Source organism: Kitasatospora atroaurantiaca, assembly GCF_007828955.1.
Classification (GTDB): domain Bacteria; phylum Actinomycetota; class Actinomycetes; order Streptomycetales; family Streptomycetaceae; genus Kitasatospora; species Kitasatospora atroaurantiaca.
Window position 1 is genome coordinate 5332663 of record NZ_VIVR01000001.1, and the last position, 23031, is coordinate 5355693.

At 71.9% G+C, this 23031-nt stretch carries 15 protein-coding genes; 10 read left to right on the forward strand and 5 right to left on the reverse strand.

Annotation, left to right across the window (positions count from 1 at the left end; genetic code table 11):
* Positions 1–118: 118 nt before the first annotated feature.
* The 6 genes from FB465_RS24270 (at position 119) to FB465_RS24295 (ending at position 7925) form a co-directional block, all read left to right on the forward strand.
* Positions 119–412 carry a DUF503 domain-containing protein gene (locus FB465_RS24270; protein WP_145793816.1) on the forward strand — a complete coding sequence of 98 codons (294 nt, stop codon included), beginning with the start codon at positions 119–121 and terminating at the stop codon, positions 410–412.
* A gap of 149 nt (positions 413–561) precedes the next feature.
* Positions 562–1002, forward strand: a complete 441-nt coding sequence (gene rbfA, locus FB465_RS24275; RefSeq protein ID WP_145793818.1) for a 30S ribosome-binding factor RbfA — start codon at positions 562–564, stop codon at positions 1000–1002.
* A gap of 2 nt (positions 1003–1004) precedes the next feature.
* On the forward strand, positions 1005–2099 hold the full coding sequence (locus FB465_RS24280; RefSeq protein WP_145793820.1) for a DHH family phosphoesterase: 1095 nt from the start codon (positions 1005–1007) through the stop codon (positions 2097–2099).
* Between the two features lie 12 nt (positions 2100–2111).
* Positions 2112–3041, forward strand: a complete 930-nt coding sequence (gene truB / locus FB465_RS24285) for a tRNA pseudouridine(55) synthase TruB (protein WP_145793822.1) — start codon at positions 2112–2114, stop codon at positions 3039–3041.
* Positions 3042–3480: 439 nt separating this feature from the next.
* On the forward strand, positions 3481–6912 hold the full coding sequence (locus FB465_RS24290) for a serine protease (protein ID WP_145793823.1): 3432 nt from the start codon (positions 3481–3483) through the stop codon (positions 6910–6912).
* Positions 6913–6977: 65 nt separating this feature from the next.
* On the forward strand, positions 6978–7925 hold the full coding sequence (locus tag FB465_RS24295) for a bifunctional riboflavin kinase/FAD synthetase (protein WP_145793825.1): 948 nt from the start codon (positions 6978–6980) through the stop codon (positions 7923–7925).
* Between the two features lie 310 nt (positions 7926–8235).
* Here the strand turns inward: FB465_RS24295 and FB465_RS24300 are convergent, their stop codons facing one another.
* The 3 genes from FB465_RS24300 to eccE all read right to left on the reverse strand — a co-directional run bounded on the left by FB465_RS24300 (position 8236) and on the right by eccE (position 12561).
* Positions 8236–10251, reverse strand: a complete 2016-nt coding sequence (locus FB465_RS24300; protein ID WP_281292354.1) for a MinD/ParA family ATP-binding protein — start codon at positions 10249–10251, stop codon at positions 8236–8238.
* A gap of 274 nt (positions 10252–10525) precedes the next feature.
* Complete coding sequence (locus FB465_RS24305) at positions 10526–11293, reverse strand: hypothetical protein (protein WP_145793829.1); 768 nt, start codon at positions 11291–11293, stop codon at positions 10526–10528.
* Positions 11293–12561, reverse strand: coding sequence for a type VII secretion protein EccE (eccE, locus tag FB465_RS24310; RefSeq protein WP_246192811.1), 1269 nt, complete (start codon positions 12559–12561; stop codon positions 11293–11295). The genes FB465_RS24305 and eccE overlap by 1 nt, the downstream gene beginning before the upstream one ends.
* Positions 12562–12864: 303 nt before the next feature.
* On the opposite strand from eccE, the gene eccB reads away from it, so the two are divergent.
* The 4 genes from eccB (at position 12865) to mycP (ending at position 16692) form a co-directional block, all read left to right on the forward strand.
* Complete coding sequence (eccB, locus tag FB465_RS24315; RefSeq protein WP_170290680.1) at positions 12865–14448, forward strand: type VII secretion protein EccB; 1584 nt, start codon at positions 12865–12867, stop codon at positions 14446–14448.
* A 178-nt stretch (positions 14449–14626) separates the two neighbouring features.
* Entirely contained in the window at positions 14627–14926 is a 300-nt protein-coding gene (locus FB465_RS24320) for a WXG100 family type VII secretion target (protein WP_145793835.1), read from the forward strand.
* Positions 14927–15007: 81 nt separating this feature from the next.
* Positions 15008–15301 (forward strand): WXG100 family type VII secretion target, encoded by a 294-nt coding sequence (locus tag FB465_RS24325; RefSeq protein ID WP_145793837.1) that lies wholly within the window; start codon positions 15008–15010, stop codon positions 15299–15301.
* Positions 15302–15420: 119 nt separating this feature from the next.
* The gene (gene mycP, locus FB465_RS24330; protein ID WP_246192812.1) at positions 15421–16692 is read left to right on the forward strand and encodes a type VII secretion-associated serine protease mycosin; all 1272 of its coding nucleotides are present in this window, start codon (positions 15421–15423) and stop codon (positions 16690–16692) included.
* 97 nt (positions 16693–16789) lie between these two features.
* On the opposite strand, the gene FB465_RS24335 is transcribed toward mycP, so the two are convergent.
* Together FB465_RS24335 and eccCa are read right to left on the reverse strand one after the other, a co-directional pair.
* On the reverse strand, positions 16790–18202 hold the full coding sequence (locus tag FB465_RS24335) for an APC family permease (protein ID WP_145793841.1): 1413 nt from the start codon (positions 18200–18202) through the stop codon (positions 16790–16792).
* Between the two features lie 457 nt (positions 18203–18659).
* Complete coding sequence (eccCa, locus tag FB465_RS24340; RefSeq protein WP_145793843.1) at positions 18660–22613, reverse strand: type VII secretion protein EccCa; 3954 nt, start codon at positions 22611–22613, stop codon at positions 18660–18662.
* Positions 22614–23031 lie beyond the last annotated feature (418 nt).

Here is a 23031-nt window from a genome sequence, read left to right on the forward strand (position 1 = left end):
GCCGGGGCCGGTCGGCGGGGAATTCCCGTCGACCGGCCCCGGTCTCGCTGTGTAGGGTCCCGGTACACCCCGGTCAGGGGATTTCCCGAGGCCTTCAGGTCGGCTTGACCTGTCACACATGTTCGTAGGAACACTCACCTTCGACCTCCTCCTGGGCGACGTTCACTCGCTGAAGGAGAAGCGCTCGATCGTGCGGCCCATCGTGGCCGAGCTGCAGCGCAAGTACAGCGTGTGCGCAGCGGAAGTAGGGAACCAGGATCTGCACCGCAGGGCCGAGATCGGCCTGGCGGTGGTGTCCGGCGAGGCCGGGTACGTCACCGAGATCCTGGACAGCTGTGAGCGGCTCGTCGCCGGCCGCCCCGAGGTGCAGTTGCTCTCCGCGAGGAGGCGCTACCACGGCGACGATGATTGAGAGCGGGGGCGGCGGTGGAACGTCATCACCGTCACACCGACGAGGACCGAGAGCGCCCACAAGGCTGGGCGCGGGCAGGTACGTTGGGGCGTGGGCCCCACGGGTGAGCCAATGACCCGGGTACCCTGCTCACCGCACGAGGAGGCAACGTGACCGACACCGCAAGGGCGCGCAAGCTCGCCGACCGCATTCAGGTGGTCGTGGCCGAGACCCTGCAACGCCGGATCAAGGACCCGCGCCTGGGCTACGTGACCATCACCGACACCCGGGTCACCGGTGATCTGCGTGAGGCCACCGTCTTCTACACCGTCTACGGCGACGAGGCCGAGCGCGAGGCCTCGGCCGCCGCGCTGGAGAGCGCCAAGGGCGTGATCCGCTCCGAGGTCGGCAAGATCGGGGTGCGCTTCACCCCGACGCTGACCTTCGTTGCGGACGCCCTGCCGGACAACGCGCGCAACATCGACGATCTGCTCGACAAGGCGAGGCTCTCCGACGCGGCCGTCCGTACGGCAGCCGCCGGCGCGACCTTCGCCGGGGACGCGGACCCGTACAAGGTCCCGGCCGCCGAGCGCGACGACGAGGACGAGTAGTCATGACCGCCGAGCCGGCGCAGGCCGGCCAGGGGGCATCTTCCACCGACACGGTGGAGGGTGCCCTCGCGGTGCTTCCAGGGCCTCGCAGTGGGTCACCGGGCGGCTCCGGGCGGTTCGAATCCGAATGGCAGCGGGTGATCGCCGCCATCGGGCAGGCCTCGTCGATCGACCTGATCTGCCACATCAACCCGGACGGCGACGCGCTCGGCTCCGCCCTCGCGGCCGGCATCGCGCTGCGCTCGCTCGGGCGCGAGGTGCGGGTCTCCTTCGGTGACGACCCGCAGGTGATCCCCGAGTCGCTCTCCTTCCTGCCCGGGCAGGAGCTGATCGTCCCGGCCTCTTCCGTGCCCGACACCCCGGAGCTGGTGATCTGCTTCGACGTGGCCGCCGAGAGCCGGCTGGGGCTGCTGCACGACAAGGCCTTCGCGGCCCCGACGCTGGTCGTGGTCGACCACCACGCCTCCAACCCGGGCTTCGGCACGCACCGGCTGATCGACCCGGGCGCGCCCGCGACCGCCGTCCTGGTGGACGAGCTGCTGCGCCGGCTGCGCGTACCGCTCGACCAGGACCTCGCCACCTGCCTGTACACCGGGGTGGCCACCGACACCGGTTCCTTCAAGTACGCGGGCACCACGCCGGCCACCCATGAGCTGGCCGGCCGCCTGCTGGCCACCGGCATCCGGCAGGACCTGATCTCCCGGCAGCTCTGGGAGACCTGCTCCTTCGGCTACCTCAAGGTGCTCGCCGCCGCGCTGGACCGCGCCGTGTACGAGCCCGAGGCGGCCGGCGGCCGGGGGCTCGTCTGGACCTGGGTGCCGTACCAGGACCTGGTGCTCTTCGGCGTGACGGTCGAGGAGATCGAGGGCCTGATCGACGTGCTGCGGCGACCCGCCGAGGCGGAGGTCGCGCTCGTTCTGAAGCAGGACCCGGACGGCACCCTGCGCGGCTCCTGCCGCGCCAAGGGCGCCGTCGACGTGGCCGCCGTCTGCGCCGAGCTCGGCGGCGGCGGGCACCAGTTCGCGGCGGGGTTCTCCGCCCGCGAGGACGTACCGGCGACGATCGCCCGCTTCCGGGCGGCGCTCGCGTCTCTCTGACGGAAAGATCTGATGAAGCGCAAGGCAGGATCGACCAGCGGCTCCGCCGCGGGGGCCCCCAACGGCCTGGTCATTGTCGACAAGCCCGAGGGCCTCACCTCGCACGGGGTGGTCGCCAAGCTGCGGTGGCTGGCCGGGACGCGGAAGGTCGGGCACGCGGGCACGCTGGACCCGATGGCGACCGGGGTGCTGGTGATCGGCGTCGAGCGGGCCACCAGGCTGCTCGGGCACCTGATGCTCACCGCGAAGACCTACGAGGCGACCATCCGGCTCGGGCAGGACACCGTGACCGACGACCGCGAGGGCGAGGTCACCTCCTCGGCCGACACCTCCGCCGTGACGCGGGAGGCGATCGACACCGGGATCGCCAAGCTCACCGGCGAGATCATGCAGGTGCCGTCCAAGGTCAGCGCCATCAAGATCGACGGGAAGCGTTCGTACCACCGGGTGCGGGAGGGCGAGGACTTCGACATCCCGGCCCGGCCGACCACCGTCCACTCCTTCACCGTGCACGAGCAGCGGGCCGCGGTCGCCGAGGACGGCACGCCGGTGATCGACCTGGACGTCACCGTCGAGTGCTCCTCCGGCACCTACATCCGCGCGCTGGCCCGCGACCTCGGGGCGGACCTCGGCGTCGGGGGGCACCTCACCGCACTGCGGCGCACCAAGGTCGGCCCGTACGGGATCGAGTCGGCGCACACCCTGGAGCAGCTGGAGGAGAAGCTCGACGTCCTGCCGATCGCGGAGGCTGCGGGGGCCGCGTTCCCGCGCTGGGACATCGACGCGGACCAGGCGAAGCTGCTCTCCAACGGCATGAAGCTGGCAGCCCCCGGACTGGGTGTCGACGGCCCGATCGCCGTCTTCGACCCGGACGGCCGCTTCCTCGCCCTGGTCGAGGAGAAGGCCGGCCACGCCAAGCCCGTAGCCGTCTTCGTCGGCTGAAGGCCGGCCTCTGGGACTGAAAGGGCGAGCTTCCAGCTGCTGCGCTGAGCGTTGGTGGCACCCGTTGCGCAGACTGGGGCTGAAAGGGCGAGCTCTCAGGGGCGCGGGGAACTGCGCGAAACGGAAGGTCCCGTCGCCGTTGCTGCTGCGCTGAGCGTTGGTGGCACCCCGTTGCGCAGGGGGATTTCGGGGTGCCCGGTTGCTCCAGGGGGCCGGTTGAGGTGGGAGCCTTCCGTTTCGCGCGGTTCCTCGCGCCCCCGAAGGCTGCCCGCTGGGTTCACTCGGGTGGGCGAGCGCGCGAGGTGAAGGGGTGTGGTGAACGGCGCGGGCGCGGTGGCATGCCCGCGCCCGAGGGCAGGCTCCCCGCGGCGTGTACGGCAGCCGCGACGGGCCTCCCCGCAGGGGCGGTCTGCCCGGCCCGGCTGGGAGGGCGGGGCGGATGGCCGATGGTCAGCGATCCGAGGCGGCAGGGGCCGCCGACGTGGCGGCGGACCCGGCTCAGGCGCTGCTGAGGATCTGCGACCCGGACGGACGGGTCCGCGGTCTCGGCTTCGTGGCCGACCTGCACGGCACCGTGCTCACCGCGCACGAGACCGTGGCCGGCCTGTCCCGGCTGGTGCTGCACACCCCCGGCGGCCAGACCCGGGTCCTCGGCCCGGACTGCATCGAACCGCTCCCCGGCCACGCCCTCGCCCTGCTGTGGACGGACGGCGTGGGCGGACTGCCCGTCCCGCCGCTGGCGATCGCCCCCGCAGGCGGCAGCAGGCTGGTCGCCGTCCCGCAGCTGCGCCCGGACCAGGGTGAACCGGTGCCGGCCCAGGGCGGCGTGCTGGCCGTGGACACCGCGATGTACCCGTGGGCCGACGAGTTCCACTTGGTCGAGGGGGCGCTCCTGCTCGACCTGCCCCAGCTCGGTGCCGTGCCGACCCCGGGCGCCCCGGTGCTGGACGCCGAGACCGGAGCCGTGATCGGGGTGCTCGCCCCCGGGCTGCGCAGCGGCCACGGGACCGGGGTGAGCGCCGCGCCGCTGGTCCCGAGGGGACCGCTGGCGGCCGTACTGGCGCGCAACGCCGCCGTGGTGCCCGCGTACGGGCGGGCGCTCAACCTGGGCGGAGTGCTGCAACTGGCCTCCGTGCAGCTCGGCTCGGCGAGCGCCGGGTCCGGCCGGATCGCGGATCTGGCCGCCGACCGGGTGGACCGCCCGGACGGGCTGACCGGGGAGGAGCCGCAGGAGACCGTCACCGTCCTGGTCGGTGAGCCCGGCAGCGGCCGCACCACCGAGCTGGCGGCGCTGACGGTCCGCCGGGCGGGCGGTCGCCACCCGCTGCCCACGCTGTGGCTGCGCGGCGCGGACCTCGCCGTGACGGACACCTCGCTGGCCGGTGCCGTGGGGCGGGAGTTGGCGCGGGCCGCCGATCTGCTGGCCGTCGAGGCCCCCGGACCGGATGCCGTGGCGAGGCTCTGCACGGCGGCGGGGCGACCCCTGCTGGTGGTGCTGGACGCGATGGAGGAGGCCCCGGCGGCGGTCTCCGCGGCCTGGCTGCGCGCGAGTACCGAGTGGCTGCACGGCACCGGGGCCAGGCTGCTGACGGCCTGTCGGTCGGAGGAGTGGTCGCCGGCCCCGTGGCCGGACGGAGCCCAGGTGCACGGTCTCGGCCCGCTGCCGGACGAGGCCGCCGAGCGGGCGGCCCGGCGGTACGGACTGCCCGCCGCCTGGCTCGCCCCCTCGGACGCCGGGCACCCGCTCGCGCTGCGGCTGGCAGGGGAGCTGCGGACGGCCGGGGTGCACGGGCCGGCGCCCCGGCGCAGCGAGCTGTTCGCGGCGTACCTGGACCTGTGCTGTCTGCGGATCGGGCAGCGGATGGTGGACGGGACGCAGGTACGGCGGCCCGGGACCCACCGGCGGGGCGGGACGCGGCCGACGGCGGAGGCCGTACCGCCGAACGACGCGGGGCGGGTGCGGAGGTTGGCCGCGGTGGCGGCCGGGCGGCTGCACGAGGCGGCCCGGCAGATGCTCGGGTCGGGGCACGGCGGGCTCACTGCGGCCGCGTTCGACACGCTGTTCCCGGGAGCCTGGGCCCGGGCGGTGCTCGGCGAGCGGCTCCTCGTCCCGGCGGGCGGCGGGTACCGGCCGGCGTACGAGGAGTTCGGCGAGTGGCTGCAGGGGCTGCACCTGGACCTCGACGGGGCACTGCGGCTGCTCCTCGGCGAGACGCAGCCGCCGGCCGACGAAGGAACAGCGGTGCCAGGGCCGTGGGCGCCCGCCGACGGGCCGGTGGACGGGACGACCGGGCACGGGGTGCCGAGGCACCGGGTACGGCCGGTGGCAGCCGCGCTGGAGCGGCTGGGCCGGACCTGGGGCGCGACGGCGCTGGACCCGTGGCTGCACCGGCTGTGGCGGGCCCTGGAGACCGCCCCACCGGGCAGCGAGCCCGCCTGGTGGGCCGGCCGGCTGCTCGCCGGAGCCCTCGTGACCGGCCCGGACCTCACCGTCCACCGGGTGCTGCTGGAGCGGCTGGCCGAGCGCGAGCAGCCTCCTGGCTTCGGCCCCGCCTTCTGGGCCGCCCTGCCGCTGGCGCCCGCCGCCCGGCTGGACCTGCTCCGCCGCCTGGTCCGTACGGACGGCGCCGGGCAGCCCTTCCGGGCCGCCACCGCGGAACTGCTCGCCGCGGACCCGCAGGCCGTCATCCCGCTGGTCTGCCGGTGGTTCGAGGACAGCCGGCGCCTGCTCGCCCGCCCGGGAACGACGGTCGCCGACGTCGCCCACGACCTGCTCCACGCACACCGGCGCCTGGCCCTGGACGATCTGACGGAGTGTCTGGTCGACACCGCGCACCCGAGGGCCGACGCGCTGCTCTCGCTGCTCGCCGAGGACGAGCCCTCCGCACTCTGCCGCGCCGTCGACCGCTGGAGCCACGACCCCAGGCCGGAGCGGCACGTCGCCGCCGCCGTGCACGCGCTGCGCACCGCGCCGCACGCCGCCGGGCCGGGGTCGGAGCTGCTGCACTTCACCGCCGTGACCCTGCTGGCCCGGGAGGACGAGCCGGCCCTGCACGGTGCGGCGCTGGCCCTGCTGGTGCGCGATCCGCAGACCCGTACCGAGCACCTGCCCGCCGCGCTCGCCGCGTACGAGGAGGACGACCCGTTCGTCACCGCCGAGGTCCTCGCCCCGGCGCTGGACGGCGATCTTGACCTCGTGCTGGCGGCGTTCCGACGGCGGCTGGCGGCGCCCGGCGGTGCGGTCGCCGAGGGGCTGCGGGTGCTGGCCGGGGCAGCCGACCCGGCCGTGGCCCGCCGGGGCATGGAGCTCGCCGCCGAGCTGCTGCGCGAGCGCCCGGAGCGGGCGGCCCAGGTCGCCGAGTACCTGGACCGGCTGCTCGCCCGGGAGGCGGACCCCGGCCCGCTGCTGGACGAGGTGGTCACCGGCCAGCCTGCCGTGGTCCGCCGGGTCTTCGCGGTGCTGTTGGCGGCGCCGGGGAGACCGCCGAGCCTGCTGGACACCCTGCTGGCCACCGAGTGCGACGCCTCCGTCCTGGCCGCCGTGCTGGAACGGCTGGCCGAGAGCTGTACGGAGTTCGAGCCCGGCCGGCTCCGCGCGTTGCTCCGCCGGGTCGTCGAGGGTTGCGAGGAGGCCGTCCTGGTCCGCTGCGCCGGCCGGTCCGCGGACTTCGCCCGGCTGCTCGCCGAGTGGCCCGCCGCCGAGCCGGCGCTCGGCCCGGGCCCGCTGCTGGCCCGGATGCGGGCCCTGGTGGCGGCCGGCCGCGACCCCCAGTACGCGGCGGCCGAGGCGGAACGCGGTGCACTGCGGCCCCCGCCGCGCTCAGGTGGCCTTCCGGTGCCGAAGCAGGGACGGGCGCATGGCACGCTATAGGGGTTCAGGTTGGAGCGTTTGAGCGCACGTGGAGTGCGCGACGTACGGAACAAGGAGCGGTCAGGGTGCAGCGCTGGCGTGGCCTGGAGGAGATCCCCGGGGACTGGGGGCGCAGCGTCGTCACCATCGGATCGTTCGACGGTGTGCACCGCGGCCACCAACTGATCATCAACCGGGCGGTGCGGCGCGCCCGTGAGCTGGGCGCCAAGTCGGTCGTGCTGACCTTCGACCCGCACCCCAGCGAGGTCGTCCGCCCGGGCAGCCACCCGCCGCTGCTGGCCCCGCACGCCCGCCGCGCGGAGCTGATCGAGGCGCTGGGCGTGGACGCCGTGCTGGTGCTGCCGTTCACCCTGGAGTTCTCCCGGGAGTCGCCGGAGTTCTTCGTCCAGCAGGTGCTGGTGGACGCGCTGCACGCCCAGGTCGTCATCGAGGGGCCGAACTTCCGCTTCGGACACAAGGCGGCCGGGAACGTGGCGCTGCTCACGGAGCTGGGCCGGGCGGCCGACTTCGAGGTCGACGTGGTCGACCTGCAGGTGAGCGGCGCGGCGGGCGGCGGGGACCCGTTCTCGTCCACCCTGGCCCGGCGGCTGGTGGCCGAGGGGGACATGACGGGTGCCGCCGAGGTGCTCGGCCGTCCGCACCGCGTGGAGGGCATCGTCGTCCGAGGGGCCCAGCGCGGACGGGAGTTGGGCTTCCCGACCGCCAACGTGGACACCGTCCCGCACAGCGCCGTCCCGGCGGACGGGGTGTACGCGGGGTGGCTGACGGCGGGCGGCGAACGGATGCCGGCCGCGATCTCGGTGGGCACCAACCCGACCTTCGACGGCACCAGCCGCACCGTGGAGGCCTACGCGATCGACCGGGTCGGCCTGGACCTGTACGGGCTGCACGTGGCGGTCGAGTTCCTCGCGTACCTGCGCGGGATGGAGAAGTTCGACTCGATCGACGCGCTGCTCGACCGGATGGCCGACGACGTCAAGCGGGCCCGCGAGCTGACCGACGCCGCGGTCTGACGAACCCCTGACGCCCCGGGCCCCGCCGAACGGCGGGGCCCGGGGCGTCCGCGTTCACTGCTCCTGAGGCAGCGTCCAGGCCGGGGAGTCGGCAGGCGGCGCCGGGGTGGGGCCGCCACCGGGAGCGGTCCGCGTTCTCGTCCCAGTACGGCACGTCGCCGTAGTAGAGGCCGTACGCCCAGTACTCCGGCAGCTCATGGCAGACGATGTCGGGGTACGGGTCGAACTCGGTGTCGCCCCACGAAAACGCCTCGGCCCGTCGGGTGCGAACACCCGACGGGCCGAACTCATCAGCGGTGTAGTGCAGTTGTCACTGCTGGGGCGGGTAGCCGTACCCCGGCGGGGGCGGAGGCTGCTGGCCGTCCTGCTGCGGCGGCGGGTAGCCGTAGCCGGGCTGCTGGCCCTGCTGCGACCACTCCTGGGGCAGCGGCTGCGCGCCGGGCGCCGCCTGCTGCGGCGGCTGCCCGTACCCGGGCGGCGGGGCCTGGCCGGGCTGCGGGGCCCACGGGGCGCCCGGCGCGGGCTGCCCGGGGTAACCGCCCTGCTGCGGCGGCGGGTAGCCGCCCTGCGGCGGGTACGGCTGCTGCTGGGGGTAGCCGCCCTGCTGCGGGTACTGCTGCGGCTGGGCCCAGCCCCCCGCCGCGTGCTGGGCGCGGGCGATGTCCTCGCCGACCAGGGTGGCCAGCTCGAAGTACGCGTCCCTGACCTTGGGCCGCATCATCGCCAGGTTGACCTCGGCACCGGCCGCTAGGCTCTCGTCGAAGGGCACGACCACGACACCGCGGCAGCGGGTCTGGAAGTGCGCGACGATGTCCTCGACCTTGATCATCTTGCTGGTCTCGCGGACCCCCGACACCACCGTGATGCTGCGCTGCACCAGGTCGGCGTAGCCGTGGGCGGAGAGCCAGTCCAGCGTGGTGCTGGCGCTGCTGGCGCCGTCCACGCTGGGCGTGGAGACGATGATCAGCTGGTCGGCCAGGTCGAGCACGCCGCGCATGGCGCTGTAGAGCAGGCCGGTGCCGGAGTCGGTCAGGATGATCGGGTAGTGCTGGCCGAGCACCTGGATGACCTGGCGGTAGTCCGAGTCGTTGAAGGTGGTCGAGACGGCCGGGTCGACGTCGTTCGCCAGGATCTCCAGGCCCGAGTGCAGGTCCTGCGAGGTGAACTGGCGGACGTCCATGTAGCTGCGCAGGTGCGGAATGGCCGTCACCAGGTCGCGGATCGTCGCGCCGGTCTGGCGCTTCACCCGGCGGCCCAGGGTGCCGGCGTCCGGGTTGGCGTCGATCGCGATGACCTTGTCCTGGCGCTCGCTGGCCAGGGTGGCCCCGAGCGAGGTGGTGGTCGTGGTCTTGCCGACGCCGCCCTTGAGGCTGATCACCGCGATCCGGTAGCAGCTCATCACCGGCGTACGGATGACCTCCAGCCGGCGGGCCCGGTCGGCCTGCGCCGCCTTGCCGCCGAACTTGAGGCGCGACTCGCGCTGCTGCTTCGGCTGGCCGCGCAGCAGACGGTCGGAGGAGAGCTCGACGGCGGCGGTGTAGCCGAGTGCGGCGCCGTGCGACATCTGCTGCTGACCGCCGGGCTGCTGGAACGCCGCCGGGGCCTGCGGGACGGCCTGCTGCGGGTAACCGGGCTGCTGTGGCTGAGGGTACGCGGGGGGCTGCGGCCAGCCGCCCTGGCGCGGGTCCACCGCCGGGGCGGGCGCAGGTGCGGGAGCCGGGGCCTGGGCGGGTGCCTGGGCCTGCTGGGGCCACGGGCCGGGTGGCGGCGGGACCTGCTGCTGCGGCGGCGCGGGCTGGGCCTGCTGGGGCTGGGCCTGATGAGGCTGAGCCTGTGCGGGCTGAGCCTGCTGGGGCACCTGGGGCGGCGCCTGGTCGGCGGGCGGCCAGGCCTGCGGGGGCGCCTGCTGCTCGGGGGCGGGCGCGGGAGCCGGGGCAGGGGCAGGTACGGGCGCGGGGGCCGCCTGGACCTCTACGGGAGCCGGAGCCGGCTCGGCGACCGGCGCGGGTGCCTGGGCCACCACGGGCTGCGGGGGAGCAGGCTGCTCGACGGGAGGCTGCGGCGGCACGGGTGCCGGCGGCTGCTCGACAACGGGCTGGGGAGCCACGGGCGGAGCGGGCACCGGCACGGGCGGCGCAGCCTGGACCTGCGGCGGTACCGGGGCAGGCGCGGGCGCAGGAGCCGGGGCCGGGGCCGGCGGCGCAGCCTGCGGGGTCTCGCTCTGCGTGTACCAGGACGGGGGGGAGTAGTCAGGAACGTCCGACCAGTCGTCGTCGTCCTCCGCCGCGTTGTCGCCGACGTAGACGCCGTCCCGATCGCTGCTCACTTGGGCTCCCTCGTGTTCGCCGCCGCTGTTCGCGGTGCCGTCGGGCAACAAGACTAGGACGTGATTGGCGGTCACCTGAAGGCGGTGCCTCATCTCACGCCAGGGTTGGCGGGCCTCGGCCGGGTGACGACAACCGTCTTTGGAGTGAACCTCACCTGGTGTTCACCTTGTCGCCCGCCCGCGGCCACAACCACGGACGAGAGGCCCGCGCCCGCGCTCCGCCGGAGCGCCGGGACACGGACCTCCTCGCACAGTGCTCGGAGCGGAAAGCCGCTCAGTCCATCCGGCGCGGGCCGCCCAGGACCTGGGCCTCCGCCTCGCCGGGGTTGGTCATCACGAACTGCCGCCGCATCCTGGTCGCCCAGAGCGTGATGTTGTCGCCGAGCGTCGGGAGTGCGGCCACGTCCTGGTCGCCGAGCGACAGGATCCGGGCGAGGATCTCCGCCTCCTGCGGCGAGACCCGCTGAACGCCGACCAGGTCGGCCGCGTTCAGCACCCGGGACGCGTTCGGGCCCAGGTACGGAAGCAGGGTGAGCGTGGTCTGCCAGGGGGTGGCCGAGAGCCGGCTGCGCGGCGGACGGGCACCGAGGTCGCGGACGACCAGCACCGGCGAGGCCACCGAGGCACCCTGCGCGCCGAGCCGTCCGACCTGGTGCACCGTCACACAGGGCTGGCCGCCGCCGGCCGCCTGCGCCAGCGAGGCCCAGGCCTGCGGACGGCCGGTCTCGACGGCGATCCGGGCGCCGGTGGCGGCCGCGCGCAGCGCGATCACCTGGGCCGTCCACATACCGCCGACCAGCACCAGCTCGTACGAGCTGGGGCGGAACAGGCCCAGCACGGCGGGCTGTTGCTGCGGGTCGACGCCGATCACCACGCCGTCGTCGCCGACCGGGAAGGACAGCGCGCCGATGTCCTCGGCGGAGAGCACGTGCCGCTCGCGGCGCGGGCCGCGCAGACCGAAGCCGGGACGGATCCGCAGCGTGGCACGGGACTGCTCGGCGCCCGGCTGGGGCGCATGTCCGGGGTAGGTCTGATAGGCCATCAGGACGTCCCTCCCAGGGGCAGCGTGGCGAGCAGGCCGGGTGCCTGCTCCAGGTCGAGCCTGGTCAGGCCCACTCCGGCGCTCTGCGCACGGGACTCCACCAGCCGCCCGACCTGGGCGACCTCGCTCTCGCTGCGGCCGGTCACCCGGACGTGTCCGCTGACCGCGACCGCACCGCCCGTGCCGCGGCTCGCGGTCAGGCTGAAGGTGCTGGCGAGGGCCGGCGTACCGGTGACCAGGTTGACCAGGTCGGGAGCGGCGATCCGGCCCGGCGCACCGCCCGGACGGCTGAGCTGGGGCCACTTGGAGATCCAGAACGTGCTGTGCCAGCGGTCGTCGATCCGCCAGAACTTGCGGCTCTCCTGGGTACGGCGGCCGTTGCCGCCGCCACCGCCGGTGCCCTGACGGCCCGCCACCGCGATCGGGTTGGCGCAGACCGAGATGGCCAGTGCGGCGATCAGCTCGCGCTCGTCCAGGGTCGTCGCCGTGAAGCCTGCGGCGTTCAGCCGGCCGGCCACCTGGTCGGTGACGCGCTGCAGCGCCTTGCGGGCGCCCTCCTCGCCGCCGCCGCGCGCCAGCACGGCGGTGCTGCTCTGCTCGGGGTTGAGCTTGAGCGCGACCCAGGTGAGCCGCAGACCCGGGGTGGCGATCCCGCCGGGAAGCTGGTGGTACGCCCGGGAGGCCAGCGACTGGTCGGGCAGGTGCGGGGCCGGCGCGGGCTGGGTGTGCTGGACCAACTGGACCGATTCCAGGGCGATGTCGTCCACCTGGAGCGCCGAGCAGATCACGTCCAGTGGCAGCGGCAGTGCGGTGCGGTTGGGCCGCAGTGGCTGGTCCTTGGCCTGCACCAGCAGCACCGAGGTGAGGAACGTACCGTCGCCGACCATGCCGGTCTCGCGGCGGATCGGCCGCCCGCCGCCGAGGTCGGCCTCGGTCGCGTGGGTGTAGGTGCGCAGGGCGGGCTCGAGCTCCAGCGCGGGCGCCAGCGCCGGATCGGTGCCCGGCGGCGGCACGTTGAGCTGCGCCTGCTTGCGGCGGGCGTTCAGCGCGGAACGGACCCGCAGGCCCTCCGGAACGCTACGTCCGTTCATCGGCAGCAGTGCGATCACCACCAGGACGACGGCGGGCACGGCGAACGCGCCGGCCATCGCCTTGTTGATCGTCCAGCCGACCGCCACCAGCGCCACCGCGACCTCCAGCAGCACGACCTGCTGCAGCTGGAGCCGGGTGCCGAGGAGACCCGGCCGGGGGTGGATCTTCAGCCCCACCGGCGAGGTGGGGCGGGCCTGAGCGGGCTGCGCCCGCCGGCTGCGGTGGCCGGCTCCCCTGCCGTGCGATGTGCTTCGTCGCTCTGGAGCGGTCTGGCTTGGCATCCCCCGAGTGACCCTCTCTGATCAGATATCACGGCCCGGTTGGCTGGTCGGCAAACCGTACCCGTACCGTACTCACCGTCTGCTGCCGCATCGTAGAGGGTTGGCTGTGGCTCCCGCCCGGCGGGTGGCAGACTCGCGCATGGACGAATCGTGCTGACGTACGCACAGATGTCGGTCAAAACAGGGGAGACGACGAGCATGGCATCACGCAGGGATGAGCTGAACGCTTACACATTCGCACGCAAGCGGACAGTAGGCGCCTTCCTGCAGCCCAGCGGCGGCGGCAACGACGAGGACGCGCCCAAGCCGGTGCGTGCGGTGCTGCCCAGCGTCGTGGTGGCAGCCGTCATCGTGGCGGGCTTCGGCATGTGGGGCGTCATCAAGCCCAGTGCCCCGAAGGGCTGGGACGACGGCAAGAACATCATCCAGGGCAAGGACTCGACCACCCGCTACGTGGTGCTGATCGACTCCGAGACCCACGAGAAGGTGCTTCACCAGGTCCTGAACATGTCCTCGGCGAAGCTGGTGCTGCCGGCCGGTTCCAAGGTGGTGCCCGTCGCCGACTCCGTGCTCGACGCCTACCCGAACCACGGGGCGACCATCGGCATCCCGTACGCGCCCGACAAGCTCCCCAAGTCGGACGACGCGGGTGTGGCCAAGAAGTGGTCGGTCTGTGACCGCCCCGGCAAGGGCGAGATCCAGGCGACCATCAACCAGGCCGTCTTCGTGGCCGCCGACGCCGAGGCGAAGAAGCTGGCCAGCCCCGACCTGGTGCTGAGCACCGGTCAGTCGCTCTACGTCCAGGCTCCGAAGGAGTCGGAGGACGACCCGGGCAGCGAGTACCTGATCGACCCGCAGGGCCGCAAGCACGCGGTCGGCAACGTGGGGACCAGCGCCGACGACCGCACGAACCTCAGGGCCGCCCTGTTCGGCAGCGATGCCAAGCCGCAGCAGGTCACCAAGGACTGGCTGGACACGCTGGACGCCGGGGACGCGATCCTGTTCCCGAAGATTCCGGACTTCCTGCCCAAGGGGGTCGCCTCGAAGGTCGGGCTCACCCCGAAGGAGGAGCGGAAGGTCGGCCGGCTGCTGCAGTTCCAGAACAACAGCTTCTACGTGGTCGGCGTGAACAAGCTCTTCGAGATCTCCGCATTCCAGGCCGAACTGATCCGATACAACCCGGAACTCCGCACGATCTACGACGGTACGCCGAAGTTCGCCGACCTCTCGCCGGGTGACTACGCGAAGCTGCAGGGCCAGATCGACAGCAAGACGCTGAAGGACGACCCCAAGAAGATGCCGCAGGAGAAGCCGGCCGACCACCCGGTGAACTTCAACGGCTCCGGCAAGGGCCGCACGGTGCTCTGCAGCACCTTCGAGGGCATGGAGGGCCAGAGCATCAAGCGCTCGGTCTGGGCCAGCACCGACTACCCGGCGCCGGTCACCAGCGGCGCGGCCACCGCTCACGTCTCGCCGGGCCACGGGCTGCTGTTCCGCTCGGTCGACGGCAGTGGCGCGGACAGCTCGGGCTCCAACTTCCTCATCACCGAGACCGGGCTGCGCTACTCGGTGCCGAGCAACAACGACGGCAAGGGTGCGGCGACGCCTTCGGCGGACCCGCAGGCGCCGCAGGGACAGCAGCAGGAGCAGGCGAACGAGGCGGCGTCACGCCTGGGCTTCGAGAAGGTCCAGCCGACCCTGGTGCCGCACTGGTGGGCCGACCTGGTGCCGGCCGGTCCGGTGCTCAACACCAAGACGGCACTTCAGGCCCAGACCGCCTGACGCTTCCTCAGGTCGCAAGTGTGGTCCCAGTGTCATGGTCTGGTAACTACCCGACTCCCGGTGTTGGGTGACTTGCAGTCGGAGGCTAAAGTGCTGGAGGACATCACACCGTGGTGTCGACGGGTAGGCCGTGCCAGGACTATCCGTCGGAAGTCTGTCTCATGGGGGACGGTGGATCATGGCTGGTCAGTTCACGACGACCGCTGAGGAAATGCAGGCATTCGCTAACCGTATCGGTGACGTGAACGCGCAGATCCACGGCGAGATTCAGAGGCTCAACACGCTCGTCGACGAGATCAAGGCCGGTTGGCAGGGTCAGGCGGCCACCGCCTACCAGCAGCTGCAGACCCGCTTCAACGAGGACGCGCAGGCGCTGAACAAGGTGCTCGACGAGATCAAGCAGGCGATCGAGGCCACCACCAAGGCGTACAGCGCGACCGAGCAGGAGCAGCAGTCGTCGATGAGGGGTTCGTTCTGAGCCCTGCGGGGTTCGTACCGCAGACGCCACTCGCCGGTCCTGCTCTAGGGACCGAAACGATTTCATCGACAAGGAGACATCATGGCCGACGGCATTCTCGTTAATTTCTCTACCATCACGAACGCCAGCTCCGAGGTGAAGCAGACCGCCTCGCGCATCCAGCAGCAGCTGGACGACCTCAAGGCGGGCGTGACCCGGATCGCCAGCAGCTGGCAGGGTTCGGCGCAGGAGGGCTACCAGGCCCGCCAGCGCGAGTGGGACACCAAGGCCGCTGACCTGCAGCAGGCCCTGTCCCAGATTGCGACCTCGCTGGACAACGCCGCTCAGAGCTACCAGGACACCGAGCGCAAGAACGCCGGTGTCTGGGGGGCCTGAGCCGTCTGCCGCCTCCGGCGGTGCACAGCATGAGTAGTGGGGCGGGCGTCCGGTCGGGCGCCCGCCCTCGCGCGTGGGAGGCACGCGCACGACATCGCGTGGATCAGAGGGGAAGACAGGTGTCGTTGGGTACGTACCGCAGGGCCGTTGCCGCGTCCGTGGCGCTGGGGGTGATCGGCGGCCTGGCGGCGACGCCGGCGTACGCGGCCACGCCCACGCCCTCGCCCTCCTCGTCGGAGGTGCACTGGTCCCCGCTGGGGATAGCCGCCGCAGGTGAGTGCACCTTCCCGTCGCAGGACATCCCGAGTGCTCCCTGGGCGCTGCAGCGGGTGCTGCTCGACCAGCTGTGGGAGGGCGGGAAGACCACCGGCGCCGGCGTGACCGTCGCGGTGATCGACACCGGAGTGGACGACCAGAACCCGCAGTTGGCCAACAAGGTCGACGAGGGCAAGTCGCTGTTGGTCGACAAGTCGACCGGCAAGCCGGTGGACGGAAACAGCAAGACCGACACCGTGGGTCACGGCACCAAGGTGGCCGGCATCATCGCGGCCAGGCCGTACGCCAAGACCGGATTCGTCGGTCTGGCGCCGGACGCCAGGATCCTGGCGATCCGGCAGAACGACAGCCAGGGCAACGGCGACGTCAACTCGCTGATCGAGGCCATCCAGATCGCCATCGACAAGAAGGTCGGTGTCATCAACATCTCCCAGGACGTCCGGGCCACCGACCCGGACGGCGGCTTTGCCAAGAAGCCCGAGCTGGAGGCGGTGATCAAGAAGGCCGAGGACAACGACATCGTGGTGGTGGCCTCGTCCGGCAACGACGGGCGGGAGGGGGAGACATTCCCCGCCGCGTTCAAGACCGTGCTGGCGGTGGGTGCCTCGGACCGGAACAACGAGCGCGCTTCCTTCTCCCAGTACGGCGACTTCGTCTCCGTCGCCGCGCCGGGGGTCGAGATGCTCTCCACGGTGCCCAAGGGCGGGCAGTGCGTGGACAACGGCACCAGCTTCTCGGCCCCGTACGTGGCGGGCGTGGCCGCGCTGCTGAAGGGAAAGTACAAGAACTGGACTGCCGCGCAGATCCGGGCCCGGATCGAGCAGACCGCTCAGCGGACCGAGCGGGGGCCGAACAAGTTCATCGGCTGGGGCGTGGTCGACCCGGTGAAGGCCGTGAAGAGCACCGCCAAGGCGGAGGCCTCGCCGCACCCCGACGCCACGCTGAAGCTGGCCTCGGCGCCCCTCGTGGCCCAGCCGCTCGGCCTGGAGGAGACCCAGGCAGACCGCGACCGCCGTACCGGCACCTACGCCCTCGGCCTGGGCGGCCTGCTGGTCGCGGCGCTGGCCGGTGGCGCCATCGTGGTCCGGGACTTCCGCCGCCGCCAGGACGGCTGAGAGTACGCGAAACGGCCCGGCTCCCCTTTTACGGGGAGCCGGGCCGTTTGCCGTGGATCAGTGGACCAGTGGACCAGTGGACCAGCGGGTCGGTGGGTCAGACCTGCTCGTCCTCGGGCACGGTGATCACCCAGCGGGTGTCCTGGCGGGGACGGAGGTAGAAGACCCAGTAGAGGGAGGCGACGGCGGTGATGCCGCCGGTCCAGGCCAGGGCGCTCGGGTCCAGGTGGAACAGCACCCAGACGAGCGCGAGGATCAGCACGATCGGCAGGACCGGCCACAGCGGCTGACGCCACGCCGGGGCGTGCTTGTGCTGGTTGCGACGGGAGAGCAGCGCGGCGACGGCGACCAGCAGGTACAGGGCGGCGACGGCCACACCGGTGATGCCGATCAGCGTGTCCTGCGGGACGAAGCAGAGCACCGCGCCGGGGATGCCGACCGCCAGGGTGGAGACCCAGGGGGCGCTGAACTTGTTGAGGGTGCCGAAGGACTTGTTGACCGACGCGGGCCAGGCCTTGTCACGGCCGGAGGCGAAGAGCACCCGGGAGTTCTGGATGACCATGACGATGCCGGCGTTGATGATCGCCAGTGCGATGCAGAGGCTGATGAAGGTGCCGACGGCGGAGCCGGCCCAGCCGGACACCAGAGCGGAGATGTCGCCGGCGGTCAGGCTGGTCAGATCCGGGGCGCCCACGGTGATCGCGACGACCGGGACGAGGATGACGACGACCGACAGGGCCAGCGTCCAGAGCACGGTGCGGGCGACGTTCTTGCGCGGGTTCTCCAGCTCCTCCGAGAGGTAGATCGCGGTGGAGAAGCCCTGGGTGACGAAGAGCGCGGTGCCCATCGCCATGACGATGGCACCCATGCCGACCGCGCTGGTCGCGCCGCTGTCGTCGGCGGTGATGCCGTGCAGCAGGCTGCCCAGGCCGCGCTCGCTGTGCGCGAAGCCGAGGAAGGAGACCATGGCGCAGGCGATGACCTCGAGGACCAGGAATATACCGGTGATCCAGGCGTTCGCCCGCAGATCGAGCAGACCGGCGACGGTGGCCGCGATCATCACGGCTGCGCCGGCGATCTTGGGGTCGACGTTCACGATCGGTGCCAGGTAGTCGGCGGTCCCGATCGCGATCAGCGAGGGCACGATCATCACGACGATCAGGGACTGGATGAACACCAGCCAGCCGGCGAAGCGGCCCGCCAGGGTGCCGACCATCGCGTACTCGCCGCCGGCGCTGGGGATCAGCGTGCCGAGCTCGGAGTAGCAGAAGGCGACGGCGATACAGATGATCGAGCCGATCGCGATGGCCATCGCGGTGTACGTGCCGAGCGCGTTGAACAGGTCCGGCACGATCACGAAGAGGGAGGAAGCGGGCGTCACGCACGACAGCGTGAGCAGCGTGCCGCCGACGACACCGATGGAGCGGCTGAGCTTCTTCGGGGCGCCGGAGGGGCTGTCGGTCGCCGCATCGGGGGTTGCGGCGAGTGGCGGGCGAAGCGTGTCGGTCATGAACGTTCCGATCGGCTCTGTGCGGTCCTGGGGGAGGGAGCGGTATCGCCTCCGCTGGCTGTTGCGTGATCCTGGTCCTGTCGCTCCCGGTCCGCCATGGAACATCGTGCGTATTGATTGCGTCAACGGCCGATCTGCTTCGGAATCCGTAGCTCTGCCATGCATAAACGCAGGATCCGATGGTCACCAACGGCAATTGTCAAGTATGTCCGACTTGTTACCTCTGCCACATTGCACTTGAATCCAAGGTAAACAAGAGATTGCGCCCGATAAATCAAAGGCATGTGGCCGCTTGGGGCGCGCCTCGCTCAGGTGGGCCTCCAAGAGGCCCGACGGGGTCCGCCCGGCAACGAGAACCGCAGCAAAGCCATACAAGAAACTGGATAACGTTTCAGCACATGGGATGCAGAAGGGGCCGGGTTCGATCGAACCCGGCCCCTTCTGGTGTGACTCGGCGTTACGGCGTCGGCAGCCAGCCCGTCTGGACCATCTGACCGCTCGCGATCCGGCGCGTGACGAGCACACCCCGGCCCGGCGGCAGCGGCTGCGGCTTGACCGTACCGAGCAGCGCGCCCTCGCCCTTGTCGCCCGAGAGCATCAGGCCCTGGCCGCCCAGCTCGCGCATCCGCTGCATGACCGGCTCGAACAGCGAGCGGCCTGCACCACCGGCGCTGCGGGCGATGATCACGCGCAGGCCGATGTCACGGGCGAACGGCAGGAACTCGGCCAGCGGCGCCAGCGGGTTGCCCGACTGGGTGGCGACCAGCTCGTAGTCGTCGACGATGACGAACATGTCCTTGCCGCTGTACCAGCTGCGGTTGCGCAGCTGCTCCGGCGTGACGTCCGGTCCCGGCAGGCGGCGCGAGCAGGCCCCGCGCAGCATCTCCACGATGGACGTCATGGCGGGCGCGGCCGCCGCGTACTCGACCAGGTACTCCGGCGGCACCACACCGAGCAGCGAGCGGCGGAAGTCGCCGATCACGATGCCGGCCTGGTCCGGGGTGTACCGCTCGGTGATCTGCTTGATGAGCATCCGCAGAACGGCCGACTTACCGGACTCGCTCTCACCGAAGACGATGAACAGCGGGTCGGACTCGAAGTTGAGGAAGACCGGCGCGAGCTCGACCTCGTCGACACCGAAGGCGATACCGAGCTCGGGGTGCTCGAAGCCCTTGGGCAGCGAGTTCCCGTCCAGCACCTGCGGCAGCATGCGGACCTGCGGGGCCCGCGGGCCCGTCCAGGCGGCATCGATCTGCTGGACCATGTCGGCGGTGCCGTCGCCCAGGTCCTCCAGCTCCGAGGAGCCGTCGAGACGCGGCAGGCCGCACAGGAAGTGCAGCTTGTCCGCCGTGATGCCACGGCCGGGCTGGCCGGCCGGGACGTTCTGCGCGACCTTGCGGTCGATCTCGGACTCCATCGAGTCACCGAGCCGCAGCTCGGTGCGGTTCTGCAGCAGGTCCTTGAGCGCAGGGCGGACCTCGGCGTAGCGGGCGGCGGTCAGGATGACGTGGACGCCGTAACCGAGACCGCGCTGGGCGATGTCGGAGATGACCGGTTCGAGGGACTCGAACTCCTGCTTGAAGGTGAGCCAGCCGTCGATGATCAGGAACACGTCGCCGAACTGCTCGTCCGGCAGCTGGCCGTTGGCCCGCCTGGTGCGGTACGTGGCGACGGTGTCGATGCCGGTCGAGCGGAACAGCTCCTCACGGCGGTTGAGGACGCCGTGCACCTCGCTGATCATGCGGCGGACCTTGTCGACGTCCAGACGCCCCGCGACCCCGCCGACGTGCGGCAGGCCCTGCAGGCCCTGGAAGCCACCACCACCGAAGTCCAGCATGTAGAACTGGACCTCGCCCGGCGTGTGGGTGACGGCGAAGCCACCCACCATGGTGCGCACCAGCGTCGACTTGCCGGAGCGGGGACCACCGACGATCAGGCCGTGACCGGCCGCACCCGAGTAGTCCTGGTACAGCACGTCGCGGCGCTGGTCGCGCGGCTTGTCCACGATGCCGACCGGCACGACGAGCCGGCCGAGCGCGCCGAACTCCGGCGAGGTCAGACCGCGCTCCGGGGTGACCTGGAGCGGCGGAACCAGCTGGTCGACGCTGGGCGCCGCCTCGAGCGGCGGCAGCCAGACCTGGTGGGCCGGCGGGCCCTGGCCGATCATCCGGCTGACGAAGACGTCGAGCATGGTGTCGAGCAGGGAGTCGTCGACCTCCTCGACCTCCTCGATGATCTCCTCGACCACCGGCTCGATGACCGGCACCTCGGCCGCGGTGAACAGCACCGGCTGAGCGGTGACCACCCGGCCACCGGTCGCCCGCTGCTGGCCCGGCGGACGGTAGGCACCGGAGACGTACGCCGCCCGGAACCGCTCCATCACGTCGGAGCCGAACTTGAGGTAGCCGACACCGGGGATGGGCGGCAGGTGGTAGGCGTCCGGGACACCGATCGCGGCGCGCGACTCGGCGGCCGAGAAGGTGCGCAGACCCAGGCGGTAGGAGAGGAAGGTGTCCAGACCGCGCAGCTTGCCCTCTTCGAGACGCTGCGAGGCGAGCAGCATGTGCATACCGAGCGAACGGCCGATTCGGCCGATCTGGATGAACAGGTCGATGAAGTCCGGCTTGGCGGTGAGGAGCTCGGAGAACTCGTCGATGATCAGCAGCAGCGAGGGCAGCGGGTCGAGCGCGGCGCCGGCCGCGCGGGCCCGCTCGTACTCGTTGATGTTCGCGTAGTTGCCCGCCGAGCGCAGCAGCTCCTGACGGCGGTTCATCTCGCCCTCGATCGAGTCACGCATCCGGTCGATGAGGGTGGCCTCACCTTCCAGGTTGGTGATCACGGCCGCGGTGTGGGGCATCTCCGCCATACCGGCGAAGGTCGCACCACCCTTGAAGTCGGCGAGGACGAGGTTGAGGATCTCCGAGGAGTGGGTGACCGCGAGGGCCAGAACCAGGGTGCGCAGCACCTCGGACTTGCCGGAACCGGTGGCGCCGACGCACATGCCGTGCGGCCCCATCCCCTCCAGCGAGGCCTCCTTGATGTCCAGCCAGACGTACTCGCCGTTGGAGCCGACACCGAGCGGCACCCGCAACTTCTCGCGGATCGGCCGGGGCCGCCAGTGGCGGGCCGGGTCGAAGGCGCCCGGGTCACCGGTGTCCATCATCTCGGTGAAGTCCATGCTGACCAGCGAGGGGTCGCCGTCGTCGCCGCCGGCCGAGATCCGGTACGGGGCGAGCTGGCGGGCCAGCGCCTCGGACTGCCAGGAGGACAGCGTGTCCGGCTTGCCGGAGTACGAGGCACCGGAGGCGGACTCCAGCAGCAGCTCGTCCTTGCCGAGGGTGATGACCAGGTGGCCGCTGGGCTCGTCCAGGTCACCCGGGACGACCTCGATGATGGTGACGCCCTCGACGCCCTCGGCCCCTGCCAGCACCGAGTCGTGCGGCACCGAGGCGCCGTCCATGACCACGATGATGTGCGGCTGGTCCGGCGACGGGACGGTGTCCCGGGCGAAGCCCTTGCGGCCCGCCAGCTCGTTCTCCAGCAGGTACTCCAGCTCGCCCAGACCCGCGGCGATCAGACGGCGCGAACCGGCGCCGTCGTTCTCCTTGCGGTGCTGGGTGTGCGGGAGCCACTTGGCCCACTCCCACTCGTCCACCGCGCCGGGCGCGGCGGCCACGCCGACCATCAGGTCGTCGGGCGAGTGCAGGGTCGTCAACTGGGCGATCATCGCCCGGACGTTGCCGTAGACGGTGTCCGGGTCGCCGCACACCGTGATGTGGTAGAAGGCGCGCAGCGAGACGGCCAACGGCAGGTCCTGCAGGGTGCCGTGGGCGGTGAGGAAGTTCTTCATGGCCTCGGCGGCCAGCGGTTCCAACTCGTCCAGCGGCGCGGTCTGCGGCGCCACCAATGGAGTCGACAACTGCTGTGGGCCCCGGCCCAGCCTGATCTGCGCGAAGTCCGGGTCGCTGGGCCTCCGCTCCCAGAGGCGACGGCCCTCGGCCACGATCGACCAGAGCTGGTCCGGCTCCGGGTGCAGGAACAGCTGCGCGCCGCGCTGGCGCTCGGCGGTACGCCGGACCTGACGGCGCATCTGCTGCAGGTACTTCAGGTAGTCGCGGCGCTCGTCCGCGGTGCCCGCACTGCCGCCCTTACGGGCCTTGATGACCTGAGCCACCGCCATACCGGCGGTGGAGGCGACCATCAGGACACCCATCATCTTCATGGGCCCCTGAGCACCAGGGGAGAAGAAGAACGCCGCTGAGCCGCCCATGCCGAGCAGGGGCAGCAGGGACATCATCCAGTCCTCGCCGCCCGTACGGGGCAGTTCGGGCGGAGTCACCAGCTCCACCGGCTCGTCCGGCACTGCGGGCGGATACGCCCGGGCCGGACGCTTGACGGTTACCACACTCACAACGGCATCAGCCCTCACGCAACTGGATACGTACGGGTGAGGGCGCCCCGTGTGATGACGCCGCCCCCGCTCCGCCGACCGCAGGCGTCCTCGGGGTTGCGCGAATCCGCCCCCGTACGCCTTGCGCAGGGGCCGATCCTACTGGTCGGCCCGGGCGGTTCGACCACGGGGGCGTTCGCCCGTGACGGCCGCGGTTCGGTGATCGGGAAGAAGGGGTTCAAACCGGTCAGGCAGGTTGAGGAGCTTTCGGGACGAGCCGGTGTACGCCTCCACCGACAGCTCACCGGATGTCGGTAATTCCCGCGGTCCGCACCTCTCCTGGCGGACTGTCACCGCAGCGTGCAGGGGTTGTGCAGACTTGCGGAACGTCTCCCGGCGGAGCAGGGGGCCAGTAGTCAGCACCGTCTTGTCGGGCGGT

Bases quoted from the DNA above. Each gene is read 5' to 3' on its own strand.
- FB465_RS24270 (WP_145793816.1), top strand. From the start codon at position 119: ATGTTCGTAGGAACACTCACCTTCGACCTCCTCCTGGGCGACGTTCAC.
- FB465_RS24280 (WP_145793820.1), top strand. From the start codon at position 1,005: ATGACCGCCGAGCCGGCGCAGGCCGGCCAGGGGGCATCTTCCACCGAC.
- truB (WP_145793822.1), top strand. From the start codon at position 2,112: ATGAAGCGCAAGGCAGGATCGACCAGCGGCTCCGCCGCGGGGGCCCCC.
- FB465_RS24290 (WP_145793823.1), top strand. From the start codon at position 3,481: ATGGCCGATGGTCAGCGATCCGAGGCGGCAGGGGCCGCCGACGTGGCG.
- FB465_RS24305 (WP_145793829.1), bottom strand. From the start codon at position 11,293: ATGGCCTATCAGACCTACCCCGGACATGCGCCCCAGCCGGGCGCCGAG.
- eccB (WP_170290680.1), top strand. From the start codon at position 12,865: ATGGCATCACGCAGGGATGAGCTGAACGCTTACACATTCGCACGCAAG.
- FB465_RS24320 (WP_145793835.1), top strand. From the start codon at position 14,627: ATGGCTGGTCAGTTCACGACGACCGCTGAGGAAATGCAGGCATTCGCT.
- FB465_RS24325 (WP_145793837.1), top strand. From the start codon at position 15,008: ATGGCCGACGGCATTCTCGTTAATTTCTCTACCATCACGAACGCCAGC.
- FB465_RS24335 (WP_145793841.1), bottom strand. From the start codon at position 18,202: ATGACCGACACGCTTCGCCCGCCACTCGCCGCAACCCCCGATGCGGCG.